Source organism: Streptomyces sp. NBC_00704, assembly GCF_036226605.1.
Taxonomy (GTDB): Bacteria; Actinomycetota; Actinomycetes; order Streptomycetales; family Streptomycetaceae; genus Streptomyces.
The window spans coordinates 2,358,347-2,374,587 of record NZ_CP109000.1 but is presented as its reverse complement, the minus strand read 5'-3'; the positions used below and the strand labels follow the sequence as shown (position 1 = coordinate 2,374,587).

9 protein-coding genes are annotated in these 16,241 nt (G+C 67.2%); 6 read left to right on the top strand and 3 right to left on the bottom strand.

Translation table 11 applies throughout. The annotated features are described in order from the left end of the window. Positions 1-61 precede the first annotated feature (61 nt). The 4 genes from OG802_RS10480 to OG802_RS10465 all read left to right on the top strand — a co-directional run bounded on the left by OG802_RS10480 (position 62) and on the right by OG802_RS10465 (position 12,540). On the top strand, positions 62-478 hold the full coding sequence (locus OG802_RS10480; protein ID WP_329409371.1) for a hypothetical protein: 417 nt from the start codon (positions 62-64) through the stop codon (positions 476-478). A 457-nt stretch (positions 479-935) separates the two neighbouring features. Then, on the top strand, positions 936-5,336 hold the full coding sequence (locus tag OG802_RS10475) for an FG-GAP-like repeat-containing protein (RefSeq protein ID WP_329409369.1): 4,401 nt from the start codon (positions 936-938) through the stop codon (positions 5,334-5,336). 272 nt (positions 5,337-5,608) lie between these two features. Then, complete coding sequence (locus OG802_RS10470) at positions 5,609-12,193, top strand: polymorphic toxin-type HINT domain-containing protein (RefSeq protein ID WP_329409367.1); 6,585 nt, start codon at positions 5,609-5,611, stop codon at positions 12,191-12,193. 2 nt (positions 12,194-12,195) lie between these two features. Continuing rightward, a complete protein-coding gene (locus OG802_RS10465) occupies positions 12,196-12,540 on the top strand; it encodes a hypothetical protein (RefSeq protein WP_329409365.1) in 345 nt (114 codons plus the stop codon). 131 nt (positions 12,541-12,671) lie between these two features. Here OG802_RS10465 and OG802_RS10460 read toward each other — a convergent pair whose 3' ends face one another. Both OG802_RS10460 and OG802_RS10450 read right to left on the bottom strand, forming a co-directional pair. Continuing rightward, positions 12,672-13,016 (bottom strand): hypothetical protein, encoded by a 345-nt coding sequence (locus OG802_RS10460; RefSeq protein WP_329417645.1) that lies wholly within the window; start codon positions 13,014-13,016, stop codon positions 12,672-12,674. Positions 13,017-13,475: 459 nt separating this feature from the next. Continuing rightward, complete coding sequence (locus OG802_RS10450) at positions 13,476-13,919, bottom strand: ATP-binding protein (RefSeq protein WP_329409363.1); 444 nt, start codon at positions 13,917-13,919, stop codon at positions 13,476-13,478. A 79-nt stretch (positions 13,920-13,998) separates the two neighbouring features. Between OG802_RS10450 and OG802_RS10445 the strand changes: the two genes are divergently transcribed. Further along, the gene (locus tag OG802_RS10445; RefSeq protein ID WP_329409361.1) at positions 13,999-14,847 is read left to right on the top strand and encodes a helix-turn-helix domain-containing protein; all 849 of its coding nucleotides are present in this window, start codon (positions 13,999-14,001) and stop codon (positions 14,845-14,847) included. Beyond that, positions 14,807-15,007 (top strand): DUF397 domain-containing protein, encoded by a 201-nt coding sequence (locus tag OG802_RS10440; RefSeq protein ID WP_329409360.1) that lies wholly within the window; start codon positions 14,807-14,809, stop codon positions 15,005-15,007. The genes OG802_RS10445 and OG802_RS10440 overlap by 41 nt, the downstream gene beginning before the upstream one ends. Here the strand turns inward: OG802_RS10440 and OG802_RS10435 are convergent. Then, positions 14,991-16,160 (bottom strand): steroid 3-ketoacyl-CoA thiolase, encoded by a 1,170-nt coding sequence (locus OG802_RS10435; protein ID WP_329409358.1) that lies wholly within the window; start codon positions 16,158-16,160, stop codon positions 14,991-14,993. The genes OG802_RS10440 and OG802_RS10435 overlap by 17 nt on opposite strands. Positions 16,161-16,241 lie beyond the last annotated feature (81 nt).

The following is a 16,241-nucleotide window of genomic DNA, read 5'->3' as shown; positions in this document are numbered from 1 at the left end:
AGGACAGCAGCCCCAGTAGGTGAGCGGTGAGCGGTGAGCGGTGAGTGGTGATTGGGGAGCGATGAACAAGGAACGGGACGTCGGCAGGCGGCGGCAACGCCCCCTGCGCTGGCTCCTGTTCTCGACGCTGTCCTGCGCCGCGACGCTCCTGACCTGGCTCCGGGGAGCACTGGCCGGCGGCCTGGACGTCGGCGAAACCTGCGCCCTCTACAAGGGCCAGCCCTTCGACAGTGACTACCGCGCCGGTCACCTGCGCGAGTCGACCCAGTGGTTCCCCCTGCACAACATGTGCAACGCCTCCTACGACCTGGTCCCGGCCTGGATCAACCCGACGGTGGCCTTCCTCACCCTCGCCACCGCCGCCGGCCTGCTGATGACGGCCTGGGTTACGGGAGCCAGACTCCGAGCGCACCTGCTCGACCGCCGGGGAACTTCGACCGACGGGACGGGGGCGGGGACGGGCGCGGCGCGGGTGTGAGTGCGGGTGCCGGTGCCGGTGCCGGTGCCGGTGCCGGTGCCGGTGCGATGAGCCTCGGTGGGGACGGGGCGTCCGACCTGTCCGGCGACGGCGGATAGTGATCGTTTCAGCCACAGACGCTCGGCCGGTGATCGCGAACGGAATGCCGCGGACCGGCAGTCGCCGATCGCCCAACAGTCAGCTGACCAGGGCATACGTGCATGCCTCGTTGCCTCTGGCATGTCCTCAATGACGAGGCGTTTCACGCCAGATGAGCCTGACGGGGCGACTTCGCTAGGTGATAAATCCTTGACCCAATGTGAGAGGAAGGTTTGAATGCGCTGACCTTTTTTGAAGATCATGTGACTCTGGGGGCGGGGTTCTGTGGGGTTCTGTGGGGTTCGTGCGGGGTGCGTCGGCCGTGTTCAGACGTCCGGGACGCGGCACACGAGGGAGGCGAGGCAGTCGCCACGGGTCCATGGCGGGGAGCACGAGCGCCGTCACCCTTGCCGTGCTGCTCGGCACGGTGGCGCTACCCGCACAGCAGACCGCGGCGGCCTCTTCCGGGGCCACGTCCACACCCTCGGCCGTGACGGCTCCGTCCCTGGCCGACCCTGTTGCCGACGGGTCGATGAGCGAGGAGGACAAGGCACTCCAGGACGCCCGGGCCTCCAACCAGCCCGTCGAACTGATCTCCGCGCGCACGGAGGCGAGCGACACCTGGGCGCTGCCGGACGGATCGTTCTCGGTGAAGCGGCACGGCACGGTGGTGCGACTGTGGCGCGGCGGCGTGTGGGTCGCCGCCGACCCGACCCTCGCCTTCGCCACCGACGGATCCGTACAGCCGAAGGCGACGTCGGTGTCGGTCAAGTTCTCCGGTGGCGGCACGGGCCCGATGCTGACGGGAGTCAAGGACGGGCGCACCCTCTCGCTCGCCTGGCCCAAGTCACTGCCCAAGCCGACCCTCGACGCCAACGTGGCCACGTACGCCGAAGTGCTGCCGGGCGTCGACCTCCAGCTGAAGGCGGAGGTGGAAGGTTTCTCCCAACTCCTCGTCGTCAAGACCGCGGAGGCCGCCGGCAACCCGGAACTGGCAGCGCTGAAGTTCTCGATGAGCACGGTCGGCCTGGACGTGGCCGAGGACGCCGACACCGGCATGCTCGCGGCCACGGATCCCGCGGGACAGACCGTCTTCACGAGCCCCGCGCCCTCGATGTGGGACTCGCGGCCGCCCGCCGCCCCCGCGTCGCAGACCAAGGCGGCCGCCACCGCCGGCAGGACGGTCGCCGGGCCCGCCGACGATCCTTCGGCCGGGAACGTCTTCGAACCCGGCGCCGGCGCGCAGGAAGCGCAGATGCAGGCCGAGGTCAGCGGCGACGCTCTCACCATCACCCCGGACCAGAAGCTGCTGACCGGCGCGGACACGACCTACCCCGTCTACATCGACCCCAGCTGGGCCTGGGGTGAATGGCAGCACTGGACCCGCGTCTACCAGGCCTACCCGGACAACTCCTACTGGGACGCCAAGGGCGACGTACGCGTCGGATACGAGGCGGAGACCGGAGGACAGAACCGGATCTCACGCTCCTTCTTCCAGCTCGACACCGGTGACGTCGTCGGCGCCCACATCAAGAGCGCCACCTTCCGGGTGCGCAACACCTGGTCGTGGTCGTGCCAGGCCCGACCGGTCCAGCTGTACGAGGTCGGCGACATCTCGAAGAAGACCACCTGGAAGAACCAGCCCGGCAAGATCGGCTCCGCGCTGTCCACGGTGAACGACTCGAAGGGGTGGAGCAGGGACTGCGCCGCAGGCAACCTCGAGTTCGACGCGACCGACGCGGTGAGCAGAGCGGCCGGCAAGCGCGAAGCCAGCGTGACGCTCGGCCTCTACGCGAGCAACGAGGCGGACACCTTCGGCTGGAAGCGGTTCGACCCGAAGACCGCCACTCTCGAGATCAAATACAACAATCCGCCGAAGACTCCCACCGGTCTGGGCACCAACCCGCGCACCAGCTGCTCCGCGGGCGGGACCGTGGGCAACACCGCCGTCAGCGTCCACGCGAAGATCGACGATCCCGACGGCGGCAATCTCACCGCCCAGTTCCAGGTCTTCAGAACCGGCGCCTCGGCTGCGGTCGTCGACACCTCGGTGCCCGCGCTGAAGGGGAGGGTGGCCACGCTGGTCCTGCCCGCCGCGAGTACGCCCACGGGCGCGTACACCTGGAAGGTGCGCGCCAAGGACCCGGACGGGGCGTACTCGGACTGGAGCCCCACCTGCAAGTTCACCCTCGACCGCACCCGCCCGAGCAAGCCGCCGGTCATCACGTCCCAGGGCGACGCCTTCCCCGACGGTGACCAGGGCTGGCCTGCGCAGACCGGTCCCGCGCGGTCCGAGGGCACGTTCCTCCTGGCCCCCAACGGTGTCACGGACGTCGCCTCGTACCACTGGTGGACGGACAGCGACCCCGAGGTGCACGACACCACTGCGAGCACGGCCGTCTTCGGGGTGACACCGCCGTCCTACGGCCCCCACATGATCTACGCCTACAGCGTCGACGCCGCGGGCAACCGTTCCGACACGGCCACCTACCTCTACTACGCCACGCGCGCACAGGTGAGGGACGAGCCCGGGGACCTCAACGGCGACGGCTTCACGGACATCTGGAACACGGACTCCAACGGCACGCTGCTCACCTACGCGGGACAGGGCAACGGGCAGTTCTCCTCGGCGACGAACGGCGGCGGGGCCTTCCCCACGCAGCAGGTGACGTTCAGCGGCGACTGGAAGCAGGACGGGTACAACGACCTGGTCTCGCTGGAGAGCGGAGCGAGCGGCACCAAGAGGGAACTTCGTGTCTATGCGAACAACGGGACCGGAGTGATCGACGCCGAGTCGCCGCTCACATTGAACGTGAAGTGCCCCGTCGCGACCACGAGCGGCAGGTGCAAGGGGGACGCGAACTGGACCGGGGACGATCACTGGTCCAACGCGGAGCAGATCGCCACCAGCGGTGACCTCAACGGTGACGGGAACCCCGACCTGCTCGTCAAGCAGGGCAAGTACCTGTGGGTCTACTACGGCATGCGCTCGAACGTCCTGCTCGACATGGTTCGCCCTCACCCGGTCCTCGCCGGTGCGGCCGACTGGGACAAGTACACCGTCGTCGTCCCCGGGGACCTCAACGGCGACGGCATCCCCGACCTGCTTCTGCGGGAGAACGCCTCCGGCGATCTCTACCGTTCCTACGGCAAGAGCGACCCCAACGGCATCCTGGACGCCGCGACATGGGGCAACGCGAGCAGCCGTGTCAAGATCGCCTCCGGCATCCTGCCCCAGAGCCTCTACCCGGTCATCGGTTCCTCCGGAGACCTGGGCAGCGACGGCATCCCCGACCTCTGGGCCCGCAAGAAGGACAACGCCCTGATCGGCTGGGCCGGACGCAAGACCGGCGGCGACTACACCGGCGTCGGCACGGGCTTCCTCATCGACGGAGCCGGCGGAGGTCAGCGCATCACCGCCGGCACCACCCTCGCGAGCGGCCAGTCCCTCTCCTCGAACTCCGCCAAGCTCACCATGCAGGCGGACGGCAACCTGGTCATCACGTCGAAGGCCAACAAGGTCCTCTGGTCCAGCGGCACCGCCGGCAACAACGGCGCCACCGCACGCGTCCTCGCCAACGGCTATGTCGCGGTCTACTCGGCTGACGGCAGCACCGTGCTGTGGCGCCCCGCCGCCGCGAGCGGGGCCACCGGCGAGGGGTACGCGCTCCTTCAGGACCGCGGCAGTCTCGTCGTCTACAACGGCAAGGGCCAGTCGCAGTGGACGAGCAACAGCTCCGTGCGGGGCGACGTGGACGGAGACGGCTACGGCGACATGCTCACCTGGCGTGAGTACGCCGACGGCAGCGACAAGATCCACACCCTCTCCGGTACGTCCGACGGTTCCATCAAGGCACCGCGCGACGCCTTCACGTTCAGCGGCTGGACCGCGAGCAGTGTGAAGAAGGTGTCGGGCGACTTCAACGGCGACGGACGCACCGATGTCGCGGCCATGTACTACTACCCGGACCGTTCCACCAAGTTGTGGACGCTGCTCGGACAGGCCGACGGCACCTTCCGCTCGCCGGTCGTCTCCTGGGGAGCCAACCCCGGGAAATGGGGATTCGCCAACGCCACCCTCCAGGTGGGCGACTTCAACGGCGACGGCCGCGACGACATCGCCGCCTGGTACGCCTCTCCCGACGGCAGCGACACCCTGTACACCTTCACCGCGAACGTGCAGGGCGGGTTCAATGCGCTCTTCGCCAGTTGGAGCGGCACGTGGAACCGCACCATCGTGAAGCTGACGACCGGCGACTTCAACGGCGACGGGCGGGACGACATCGCCGCACTCGCCGACGCTCCTGACGACGCCGTGACGTTCTGGCAGTTCCAGGGACAGCCGGAAGGCGGGTTCAAGGCACCGGTGCAGTCCCTCGCCGTGACCAACTGGGGCGACTGGAACCGCACCGGCTTCTACGCCGGCGACTTCAACGGTGACGGGCTGGACGACGTCGCGACCTGGTACGACTATCCGGATACCAGCGACAGGGTCCACACCTTCGTCAGCCTCTCGTCGGGAATCGGAACGTTCGCTTCCCCGAAGATCGCCACCAGCGCGGACGCCGGCAAGCTGAACTTCCAGAAGATGCTGATCACGTCCGGCGACTACAACGGTGACGGACGAGACGACCTGGGCGCGGTGCACGACATGGGCGACGGCACGGTGAAGATGCTCACCTACCTGGGCCGGGCCGACAGCACGATGACCGGCGTGGCCAGTTGGGTCGGCGCCTGGGACTTCCTGCACACGTCTCTCATCACTCGCAACACCCCCTGAGCGGGGCCCGAAGCCGGGAGCGGCAGTCCTTCACCGCTCCCGGCGCCACCGCCGATCGCCCCGCCCAGCGGTGCTCCGGCGGCTGACCACTGCTGTTGTCCTGAAGATTCGATCACCGTCACGAGGGGTGGGGCGTGAGCCGGTACGGCGCGCGTAGATGGGGCAGCGTGATCTGCGCTGCCCTCATAGTCGGGTTGCTTCCCGCGAACAGTCTGGCCGCGGCTCCCTCGGCCAAGGGGGCCGGCACTCCCCGGCCGAAGCAGCCACCGACGGTGGCCGTGAAGACGGCGGCCGTGGGCAGCACCGACAAGCGCTCCGACGCCGCGCGTCCGTGGAAGGCGCCGAAGGTCACCTGGCCGACCGCGGGCACGGCGACCGTGAAGCTCGTCCCGTCGGAGACCAAGGCGTCCCTGCGGAAGGCTGGTTCGCTGCCGCTGGCTCTCGCGGCATCCCCGGCCCGGCCACCGGCCTCAGCCAAGACGTCCACGAAGGTCCCGACGAACACGGCCGCGCCGGCTCCCACCACGGCGACCGTCCGTCTCGCCGACCAGAAGACGACCCGCAAGGCCGGCGTCGAGGGTCTCCTGTTCTCGCTCGCAGCGGCGGACGGAAACAGTGCGGCGCCGGGCAGCGCCTCGGTCCAGGTGGACTACAACTCGTTCAAGGGTGCGTACGGCGGTGACTGGGCGGCCCGCCTGCGGTTGGTTCAACTGCCTGCCTGTGCGCTGACCACGCCGGACGAGTCGGCATGCCGCATCGCGAGGCCCCTGGCCACGACCAACGACACGAAGGCCGGAACGCTCACCGCGAGCGCCCCCCTGTCCACGGCCTCCGGGACGTCCAGGACCGCTACCGTGCTGGCGGCCACCGCCGCGGCCTCGGGGGCCGCCGGCGACTACAAGGCGACCTCCCTGCAACCCTCCGGCTCGTGGACGGCGGGCGGCGCGACCGGCGGATTCTCCTGGTCGTACCCGATCGACGCACCGGCGGTGCCCGGCGGTCTGAAGCCCGCGGTCTCCCTCGGCTACAGCTCGCAGGCAGTGGACGGCCGCACCTCGGCCTCCAACAACCAGCCCTCCTGGATCGGCGACGGCTGGGACTGGCAGCCCGGATACATCGAGCGCCGCTACAAGTCCTGCGAGGACGACAAGGACAAGGCCGGCGCGACCAACACCACCAAGGTCGGCGACCAGTGCTGGTACAACGACAACGCCGTCATGTCCCTGGGCGGCAAGAGCGTCGACCTGGTCTTCGACAAGACCGAGGGGTGGCACCCGGCCGACGACTCGGCCGAAAAGGTGGAGAAGCTCACCGGCGCCGTCAACGGTGACGACGGCACGACCGGGGTCGACGGCAAGGGCGAGTACTGGAAGGTCACCTCGGCTGACGGAACGCAGTACTTCTTCGGCCGCAACCGGCTTCCGGGCTGGAGCGACCACGGCACGGCCGCCGACGACCCGGTGACCAACTCGACTTGGACCGCGCCGGTCTTCGGCAACCACTCCGGCGAGCCCTGCTACAACTCCTCCTTCGCGTCGGCCTGGTGCCAGCAGGCCTGGCGCTGGCAGCTGGACTACGTCGTCGACCCGCGCGGCAACGCGATGGCCTACTACTGGTCCAAGGAGTCCAACAACTACGGACGCAACGTCTCGACGACGACCGGCAAGGCCACGGTCACCCCGTACGTGCGCGGCGGCTGGCTGGACCACATCGACTACGGTCTGCGCGACGACGCCGTCTACACGGGCAAGGCCGCGGGCCAGGTCCAGTTCGGCGTGTCGTCGCGCTGCCTGAGCGGCTGCACCTTCGACCAGACCAACGCCTCGCACTGGCCGGACGTCCCCTACGACCAGTACTGCAAGGACGGCTCCACCGAGTGCAAGGACCAGTACTCGCCGACGTTCTGGTCGCAGAAGCGCCTCTCCACCATCACGACCAGGATCCTCACCGGCGGTGTGTACAAGGACGTCGACACCTGGACCCTGGCACAGGACTTCCCCCCTTCCGGCGACGGCATATCCACCCCGATGTGGCTGAAGTCCATTCAGCACACCGGCAAGACGGGGACTGCCGAAATCCTGCCCGCCGTCACCTTCACAGGCGTGCAGAAGCCCAACCGCGTCGACAAACTGGGTGACGGCCTGGCGCCGTTCGTCCGGCTGCGGATGTCGCAGGTCAAGACCGAGACCGGGGGCACCATCGGCGTCGACTACTACGACCCCGACTGCACCGCCACCACGCTGCCCCCGGCTGACGGGACGAACACCACTCGCTGCTACCCGGTCAAGTGGCCCTTCGAGGGCGAGACGGCCAAGCAGGACTGGTTCGTCATCTACCCGGTCAAGCGAGTCGTCGAGGGCGACAACCTCGTCGAGTCCCCCGACGTCGTGACCGAGTACGCGTATCTCGGCGGCGCCAAGTGGGCCAAGAGCACGGACGAGTTCGCCAAGACCAAGGACCGTACCTACTCGGTCTCCCGCGGGTACGAGCGGGTCCAGACCCGCAAGGGAGCAGGGCTGGACGCCCGCACCCTGGCGGAGACCCGGTACTTCCGGGGCATCGACGGCGCCGACGTGAAGGACTCGGCGGGAGCGGCCGTCACCGACCGCGAGCAGTTCGCCGGGATGGTCCGCGAGAACGCGACCTACAACGGCGACGGCGGCGCGCTCGTCTCGGCGACCTCCTACACGCCCTGGCGCTCCGCCGCGACCGCGACGCGATCCCGCACGGAAGCGGACCTCCCCGCCCTCACCGCCTATCACACAGGCGTCGCGGCCGAGGAGACCCGCAGCACGGTCACCGGCGGCACCCGTACCACGAAGACCACACGGGCCTTCGACGCGTACGGCATGGTCACGCAGGTCGCCGAACACGGCGACATCGCCAAAACCACCAGCGACACCGTGGTCGGCGACGAGAAGTGCACCACCACGACCTACGCCCGCAACACCAGCGCCTGGATCCTCAGCGCCGTCTCCCGTACCGAGACCGTGGCCCGTCTGTGCAGCGTCACGGCCGAGCGTCCCGCGGACGTCATCGACGACGTACGCACCTACTACGACAACGCGGCCTTCGGCGTGGCGCCGACCAAGGGCCTGGTGACCAAGACCGACCGCATCAACGGGAAGGGCACCGGCTACGACACGGTCGGCTCCGTTCCCAGCGTCTGCGGAACGGCCAAGAACCAGCTCTGCTACGACCAGTACGGCCGGGCCCTGGCGGCCGCCGACGCGTACGGCGAGATCACGACCACCTCCTACGCGCCCGCCACCGGCGAGAACCCCACCGCGACGACGGTGACCAACCCCCTCGGCCACACCGCGACGACCAAGCTCGACCCGTTGCGAGGGCAGCCGACGGAGGCGAAGGACGCCAACGGCAATGTCACGACCACGGCGTACGACGGCCTCGGCCGCGTGAGCAAGGTGTGGCTGCCGACCCGCTCGGCGGCGTCCCTCCCCAACGCCCCGAACTACTCCTACGCCTACCTGGTCCGTGCCGACGGCCCCGCGGTCGTCACCAGCAAGCGCCTCGACCACAACTCCAAGTACCAGACCAGCTACGCCTTCTACGACGGCCTTCTCCGGGAGCGCCAGACGCAGGAGACGTCCCCGGACCGGGCCGGCCGCCTGGTGTCCGAGTCGTTCTACAACACGCGTGGCGAGGCGTGGCGTTCGTCGGGCGCCTACTTCACGACGGGCACCCCCGAACCGGTCCTCGTGACCGGCGAGGACACGAAGTACCCGTCGTCCACCGAGACCGTCTTCGACGGCGCGGGCCGGCCCACCGCCGTCATCGCGAAGAAGTTCGGCGACGAGACCAAGCGCACCACCACCAGCTACACGGGCGACACCACCACGGTGATCCCGCCCAAGGGCGGCACCGCGACCACCACGGTGGTGGACGCGCTCGGCCGCACGGTGGAACTCAAGCAGTACACGGACGCGGCACGCACGTCGTCGCAGTCCGTCGCCTACCGGTACGACAGCCACGGTCAGCTCGAACAGGTCACCGACGCCTCCGGGGCGAAATGGCAGTACACCTACGACGTCCGAGGCCGCAAGACCGTCGTCGACGACCCGGACACGGGCGAGTCCCACACGGTCTACGACAAGGCCGACCGGGTCAGCGACGTCACCGACGCCCGCAACATCACCCTCCACACCGACTACGACGCCCTCGGCCGCAAAACGGCTGTGAAGAAGGGCACGACGACGCTGTCGTCCTGGACCTACGACGAGATCGCCAAGGGCCAGCCCGCCAAGACCACCCGCTACATCGGCGACAAGGCCTACGTCAGCGAGATCACCGAGTACAACGCCTACTACCAGCCTGTCGGCACCAAGGTCACCGTGCCGGAGGGCCTGGGCGTACCCGCGGCAAGCTACGAGTGGTTCAACTTCTACGACGACAACACCGGGCTGCTCAAGGGCACCGAGCAACCCGAGATCTCCGACCTGCCGTTCGAATTCGTCACCACCGACTACGACACCGCCGGCCTGTTGACCCAATTCAGCGCCGAAGTAAGCGGCCCTCTGATCTCGGAGACCGTCTACGACCACTACGGTCGCAACACCCGCCTCGAGTACGGCGCGTTCGGCCGGCACATGGTCACCACCAGCGTCTTCGACGACCACACCGGTGCGCTGACAGACGCCTACACCGACCGGGACACAGCTCCCCAGCGGATCGAGGACTCGCACTACACCTACGACCCGGCCGGCAACATCACCCGGATCAACACCAACTACGGCCAGGACGCGGCACGCACGACCGACACCCAGTGCTTCACCCTGGACGGGCTCGCCCGTATCACGGAGGCGTGGACGAACACGGGCAGCGCGTGCGCCGACGCTCCCGCCGACACCGTGGTCGGAGGCCAGGACCCGTACTGGACGACCTACACCTACGACGCGCTCGGCAACCGCAAGACCGAAACCCAGCACAAGACGGCCGCGGGCCCGACGGCGGACACGATCCGCACCTACACCGAGCCCGCCGCCGGCACGCACAACCTGCCCGGTGTCACCCAGACGGGCACCGACCCGCACACGGAGACCTACACGTACGAGGCGGGCAGCACGAAGACCCGCACCTTCAAGCAGGGCGGCACGACAACTGTCGGCCAGGACCTGGTCTGGGACGACGAAGGCCACCTCAAGTCGGTCACCGACGGCGGAAAGTCCACCAGCTACACCTACGACGCCGACGGACAGCGCCTGACCCGCACCGACTCGACCGGCACGACGCTCTACCTCCCCGGGGGCAACGAGCTCACCATCGACAAGGCCGGCAAGGCCACGGGCACCCGCTACTACAGCACCGGCGCCCAGACGGTCGCCATGCGCACCGGCGGCAAGCTCACCTTCCTGCTCGCCGACCACCACGGCACGACCACGACCCAGGTCACGGCGGACGCGGCCCAGGCGATCACCCGCAGAAAGACGGGCATCTTCGGCAACCCGCGCGGCGCCCAGCTCGGACCCTGGTCGGGTGACAAGGGCTTCGTAGGCGGCACCAAGGACACAGACACAGGCCTGACCCACCTCGGAGCCCGCGAATACGACCCCTCGATCGGCCGCTTCCTCAGCGTCGACCCGATCATGGACCTGACCGACCCTCAGCAACTCCATGGCTATACCTACGCCAACAACAACCCCATCACCATCACCGACCCGTCCGGCCTGAAGCTCGACAACTGTGCCTACTACCTGAACTGCACGGCCAACGGCGGCACCATCGACGAGACGGTAAAGGCCAAGAAAAAGAAGACCACCGGTAAGACTACGAGTGAATCTTCCACGAACAAATCTCTTTCAGTAAGCGACCTTGCATATGTGGGACCCGACGGCGGCGACATTCCAATTCCCGACGATCCTGCATTTATCAAGGCATTCCATCGCTACTACGACTTCGAAATCCAGTGGCACGATCCTCGTGATAATGAAGCGCGTTGGCTCGTGCAGACCGGTGCAATGCTTCAGGCATGTCAAGATGTCGACTGCGATAGGTTGAGATACTACCTGGCCGTCTACCATCAGGGGAATCTTGACGCCGGATTTTACGTGGGGTCCGACTCATCCGTCGGGTTCTCTGAGGGCCTCGCGCTGGGCCCCGCAGCGCGCGGTGGTTCAAAGAGTGCGATCAAGCGCCCCTGCAGTCAGTGTTTCCTTGCCGGCACCGACGTCCTGATGGCGGACGGTGAGAAAAAGGACATCGAAGATGTCGGAATCGGCGACGAAGTATGGGCCACCGACCCTGAAACCGGCCAATCCGGAGCGAGAAAAGTAACCCGCCTCATCGTCACCGAGGACGACAAGCACTTCAACGAACTCGTAGTCGCCACCGAAAACGGTGTCGCGCAGGTGACGGCAACTTACGAGCATCCCTTCTGGTCGCCGTCCGCGAAACGTTGGGTCGAGGCGCGCAACCTGGCTCCCGGCATGACCTTGCTCACTGACAAGGGTGAAGCGGTCAGTATCCAGGCCAACCGTCCCTTCAGCAAGCATGCCCGCACGTACAACCTGACGGTAGAAGACCTGCACACGTACTATGTCCTGGCGGGCGACACGCCGGTTCTGGTTCACAATGCGGGCTGTGATGGGTGGGCAGCCGAGCATGCCGCCGCAAATGGCGGAAAAATTTTCACATTCCACGGTCCGGGCGGCAAAGATCTCCCTATGGGGCCATATCGGCCTAAGGGGCCGGGTACTCCGGAACTCGGTGAGAGCTGGTTCCATCACACTGTGGTGGTAAGAGACGGGAAAGTGTACGACCAATGGGCACCAAAGGGGATCGAAATTGACAAATTCAAGGAACGTTTCGACTACGGGGATGATATTGATTTCGGGTTCTGATCATGAGTGAACCGCTGCGTGAATTCTTTCCCGAGCTGAGGAAGCATCACGGCATTTACGTCATGCGGCGAACTTATGAAGGAACCTGTGCGTTCCTTTCGGGGTACGAGGTGGGGTCGGGTCACTACTTCCTGAAGGAATTTCACACTTGGCTGCTGCCTCGAAAGAAAGGGAGGCCAGAGCTCTTCTGGCCTTTGCTCGTGCTTTGTGAGGTCTATCCGGATGGCTCACTGCCAGACATTAGATACTTCACGGCCGAGCAGGACGAAAAGATGGTTGCGGTACTCTTTGATCTGCTTGGAGAGTTCTTCAATGCGACAGAGGAAATGGAGGCGGTTGAAGGCTGAGCAGCGGTCCTGGGTCCGGTCGCCTCTGACCCGACCGTCCTCCGCCTGATCGGCACCCTCACCGCGCTTCCAGCAAGACGAAGATGTGTGAGCAGGTGGACCGCGCCCACGCCCAACAGCGATTGTGCGAGTCAGAGCATGAAGCCGCCGCCGAGCGCCACTTCTGAACCGGCCTGGCCCTGACGTTGGACATGGCTGTTTACGACCGGCGTAAGTAGCTGGGCCTGAGCGTGGCCGACCCAACCGAGCGCATGCATGTCGACGTCGATGACATCGAAGGCATCGAGACGGTCACCGAGCTGCCGCCCATCGCGGTCATCATGCGCCTGGCCCGCGCAGTGGACCTCACGGTGGACGTACATCTCGCTGGCGGAGACGAGCCCACCGTCACCATCGTCGCCCCAGCAGCCTGTGGCGGGGAGGAAATGCAGGACCCGCCTTTCGTGCTCGCCCGTGAGCTTGGGTAACTCGTTCACGACCGGCGCGTCGAGCTCGGGCTGTCCCAGGCCGAACTCGCCGAGCGGTGCGGGATGAAGCAGCCGTGGATCCTCCGCTTTGAAGGTGGCGGGACCGTGCCCGCGCTTCCTCTCCTGCGCCGCCTTGCCTCAGGCTCTCGGCGCCGACCTGACCATCAGCTTCACTCCGCACGACGACGCCGCTTGACAAGCATTCAAATTCCTGGAATCACCCCTGCGTGTGGATCGCTGATGGCGGTAATGACGGCAACACCAGAAGACTCCAGCGTACGAGCACGAACGTCCGGCGAGTGTCAAATCGCCCGCTGCGCTGATGGTTACGCCGCGGACTACCGGCTTCTGTCCGACATAGTGGGCTGCATCGAAGCCTGGCCGGCTCTTCATCGGCTGATCGCTCGAGCTGGGCGAAAGCCGCGATGGGCAAGTCAGGGAGATCGGCGAGGAACTTGCCCGCATTCCTCAGGGGTTGCTGTCCTGCGCCTGCGGCGTGGCGTGCTCGAACCACACCGTTTTGCCGCCCTCCGGGGTCGGGGTCACGCCCCATGTGTCGACCAGGGCGTTCAGGAGGAGCAGGCCTCTGCCGCCTTCTGCGTCCGCCTGCTGCAATACCTGCCGAGCGGGCAGCAGTTGGCCGTAGGCGTCCGTCACCTCTGTCCGTACTCCCGGTCCCTGCTTCAGGAGCAGCAGTGTGCAGCGGCGGTCCGGGACGTGGCGGACCACGTTGGCGATCAGTTCCGTCAGCGCCAGTTCCACCGTGTCCGTCAGCTCCTCCAGCGCCCAGTCCGTCAGGAACCTGCGGGCGATCCTGCGGATGTGGCGGGCGGAGTGGGCGTCGACCGTCAGGGTCATCCGGTACTGCGTGGGGACCGGGGACGCGTAGATCGAGGGGAAGTATCCGTTCACGCTACGAGGGTGGCCTCGCGCAACTACTGTGGGCTACAGGTTGAATGCAACGAGTGGCCGCGTGAGAGAGGTGCCCTGCGTGACCCATGTGAACGTCCTTGACCCCGGAGCCTCGCCGCTCGACTACTACGGGTTCGAGCTGCGGCGGTTGCGGGAGGCCGCCGGGCTCACGCAGCGGCAACTCGGGGACATCCTGAATTACACCGGCTCGCTGGTTGGGCAGGTCGAGACCGCCCGCAAGGTGCCCACCCCCGAGTTCAGCGAACGGGTGGACGCCGCCCTCGGGACCGGTGGGCTGTTCTCGCGGCTCGTCGTACTCGTGCTTCGAAGTCAACTTCCGGCCTGGTTCAGGGAAGTCGCCGAGCTGGAAGCGCGAGCCACCGAGATCTGCACCTTCCAAACCCACCTGGTGCACGGCCTGCTTCAGACTCCTGCGTACGCGCGGGCCATCCTCGGGGTCTTCGACAAGGACGATCTCGACGACCGCACCGCCGTCCGGCTCGCCCGTCAGCGCATCTTCGAGAAGGGGGAGCCGCCCGTCTTCTGGCTGGTCCTGAGCGAGGCCGTGCTGCGGCAGGAGATCGGCGGACCGGCCGTCATGCGGCAGCAACTCGCTCACCTGTTGTCGTTCGAAGGCAACCCCCGGATCAACGTCCAGGTGCTGCCGTTCGTCGTCGGGGCGCACCCCGGGACGCAAGGCTCGTTCACGCTCTTCCGCTTCACGGCGGATCCGGCCATTGTCTATACGGAGGGGTACGGCAGCGGTGACCCCAGTGCAAACCCGAACGCGGTCAAGGACTGTTCGCTCCGTTACGATCATCTTCGGGCTGCCGCTCTCTCCCTCAAGGATTCGGCGGAGCTGATCCGGCGAGTGATGGAGGAGCGCTATGGGGAGCAACGTGACTCTGGCGGGGATCCAGTGGCGTAAGTCCAGCCACAGCGGTGATCAGGGCGGCGAGTGCGTCGAGGTCGCTGCCTTGCCCGCCGCCATCGCCGTCCGTGACTCCAAGTCCCCGGCGGGCCCGGTCCTCACTGTCGAGCCCGCCGTCTTCTCGGAGTTCGTGCGCTGGACTACAGCCGCTGGATGATCGTCCCCGTCGCCAGTGCGCCGCCCGCGCACATGGTGATCAGGGCGAACTCCTTGTCGGTGCGTTCCAGTTCGTGCAGGGCCGTGGTGATGAGGCGGGCGCCCGTCGCGCCGACCGGGTGGCCGAGGGCGATGGCGCCGCCGTTGACGTTGACCTTGGTCATGTCGGCCTCGAAGACCTGGGACCAGCTCAGGACCACCGACGCGAACGCCTCGTTGATCTCGACGAGGTCGATGTCCTTGAGGGTCATGCCCGCCTTTCCGAGGACGGCTTTGGTCGCGTCGATGGGGCCGTCGAGGTGGAAGTGGGGGTCGGCTCCCACGAGGGCCTGGGCCACGATCCTCGCCCTCGGCTTCAGTTTCAGTGCCTTCGCCATCCGTTTCGACGCCCACATGATCGCCGCCGCGCCGTCGCTGATCTGCGACGAGTTGCCGGCGGTGTGGATCGCCGTCGGCATCACCGGTTTGAGGCCCGCGAGGGCGTCGAGGGAGGTGTCGCGCAGGCCCTCGTCGCGGTCGACCAGGCGCCACATGCCCTGGCCCGCGGCCTGCTCGTCCTCCGTGGTGGGAACCTGGACCGCGAACGTCTCGCGCTTGAAGCGCTCCTCCGACCAGGCCGTCGCCGCCCGTTCCTGAGACATCAGGCCCAGTCCGTCCACGTCCTCGCGGCTCAACCCCCTTCTGCGGGAGATGCGTTCCGCCGCCTCGAACTGGTTGGGGAGGTCCACGTTCCACTCGTCCGGGAACGGTTTTCCCGGGCCGTGCTTCGAGCCGGAGCCGAGAGGGACGCGCGACATCGCCTCGACGCCGCACGAGATGCCGACGTCGATCACGCCCGCCGCGATCATGTTGGCCGTCATGTGCGAGGCCTGCTGCGAGGAGCCGCACTGACAGTCGACCGTCGTCGCCGCCGTCTCGTAGGGGAGGCCCACGGTGAGCCAGGCCGTTCTCGCGGGGTTCATGGACTGTTCGCCGGCGTGGGTCACCGTCCCGCCGACGATCTGTTCCACCGCGTCGGCGGGGATGCCGGTGCGGCCAAGGACCTCGCGGTAGGTCTCGCCCAGGAGGTAGGCGGGGTGCAGGTTGGCGAGCGCGCCGCCGCGCTTGCCGATGGGGGTGCGGACTGCTTCCACGATCACGGGTTCGGCGGCCATGGGTGCGGATCCCTTCGGAACTAGTACGTGTTCTAGTTCTCTGCTCCGTGCAGTCTGCTTACGTGATGTGCGTCACCGCAA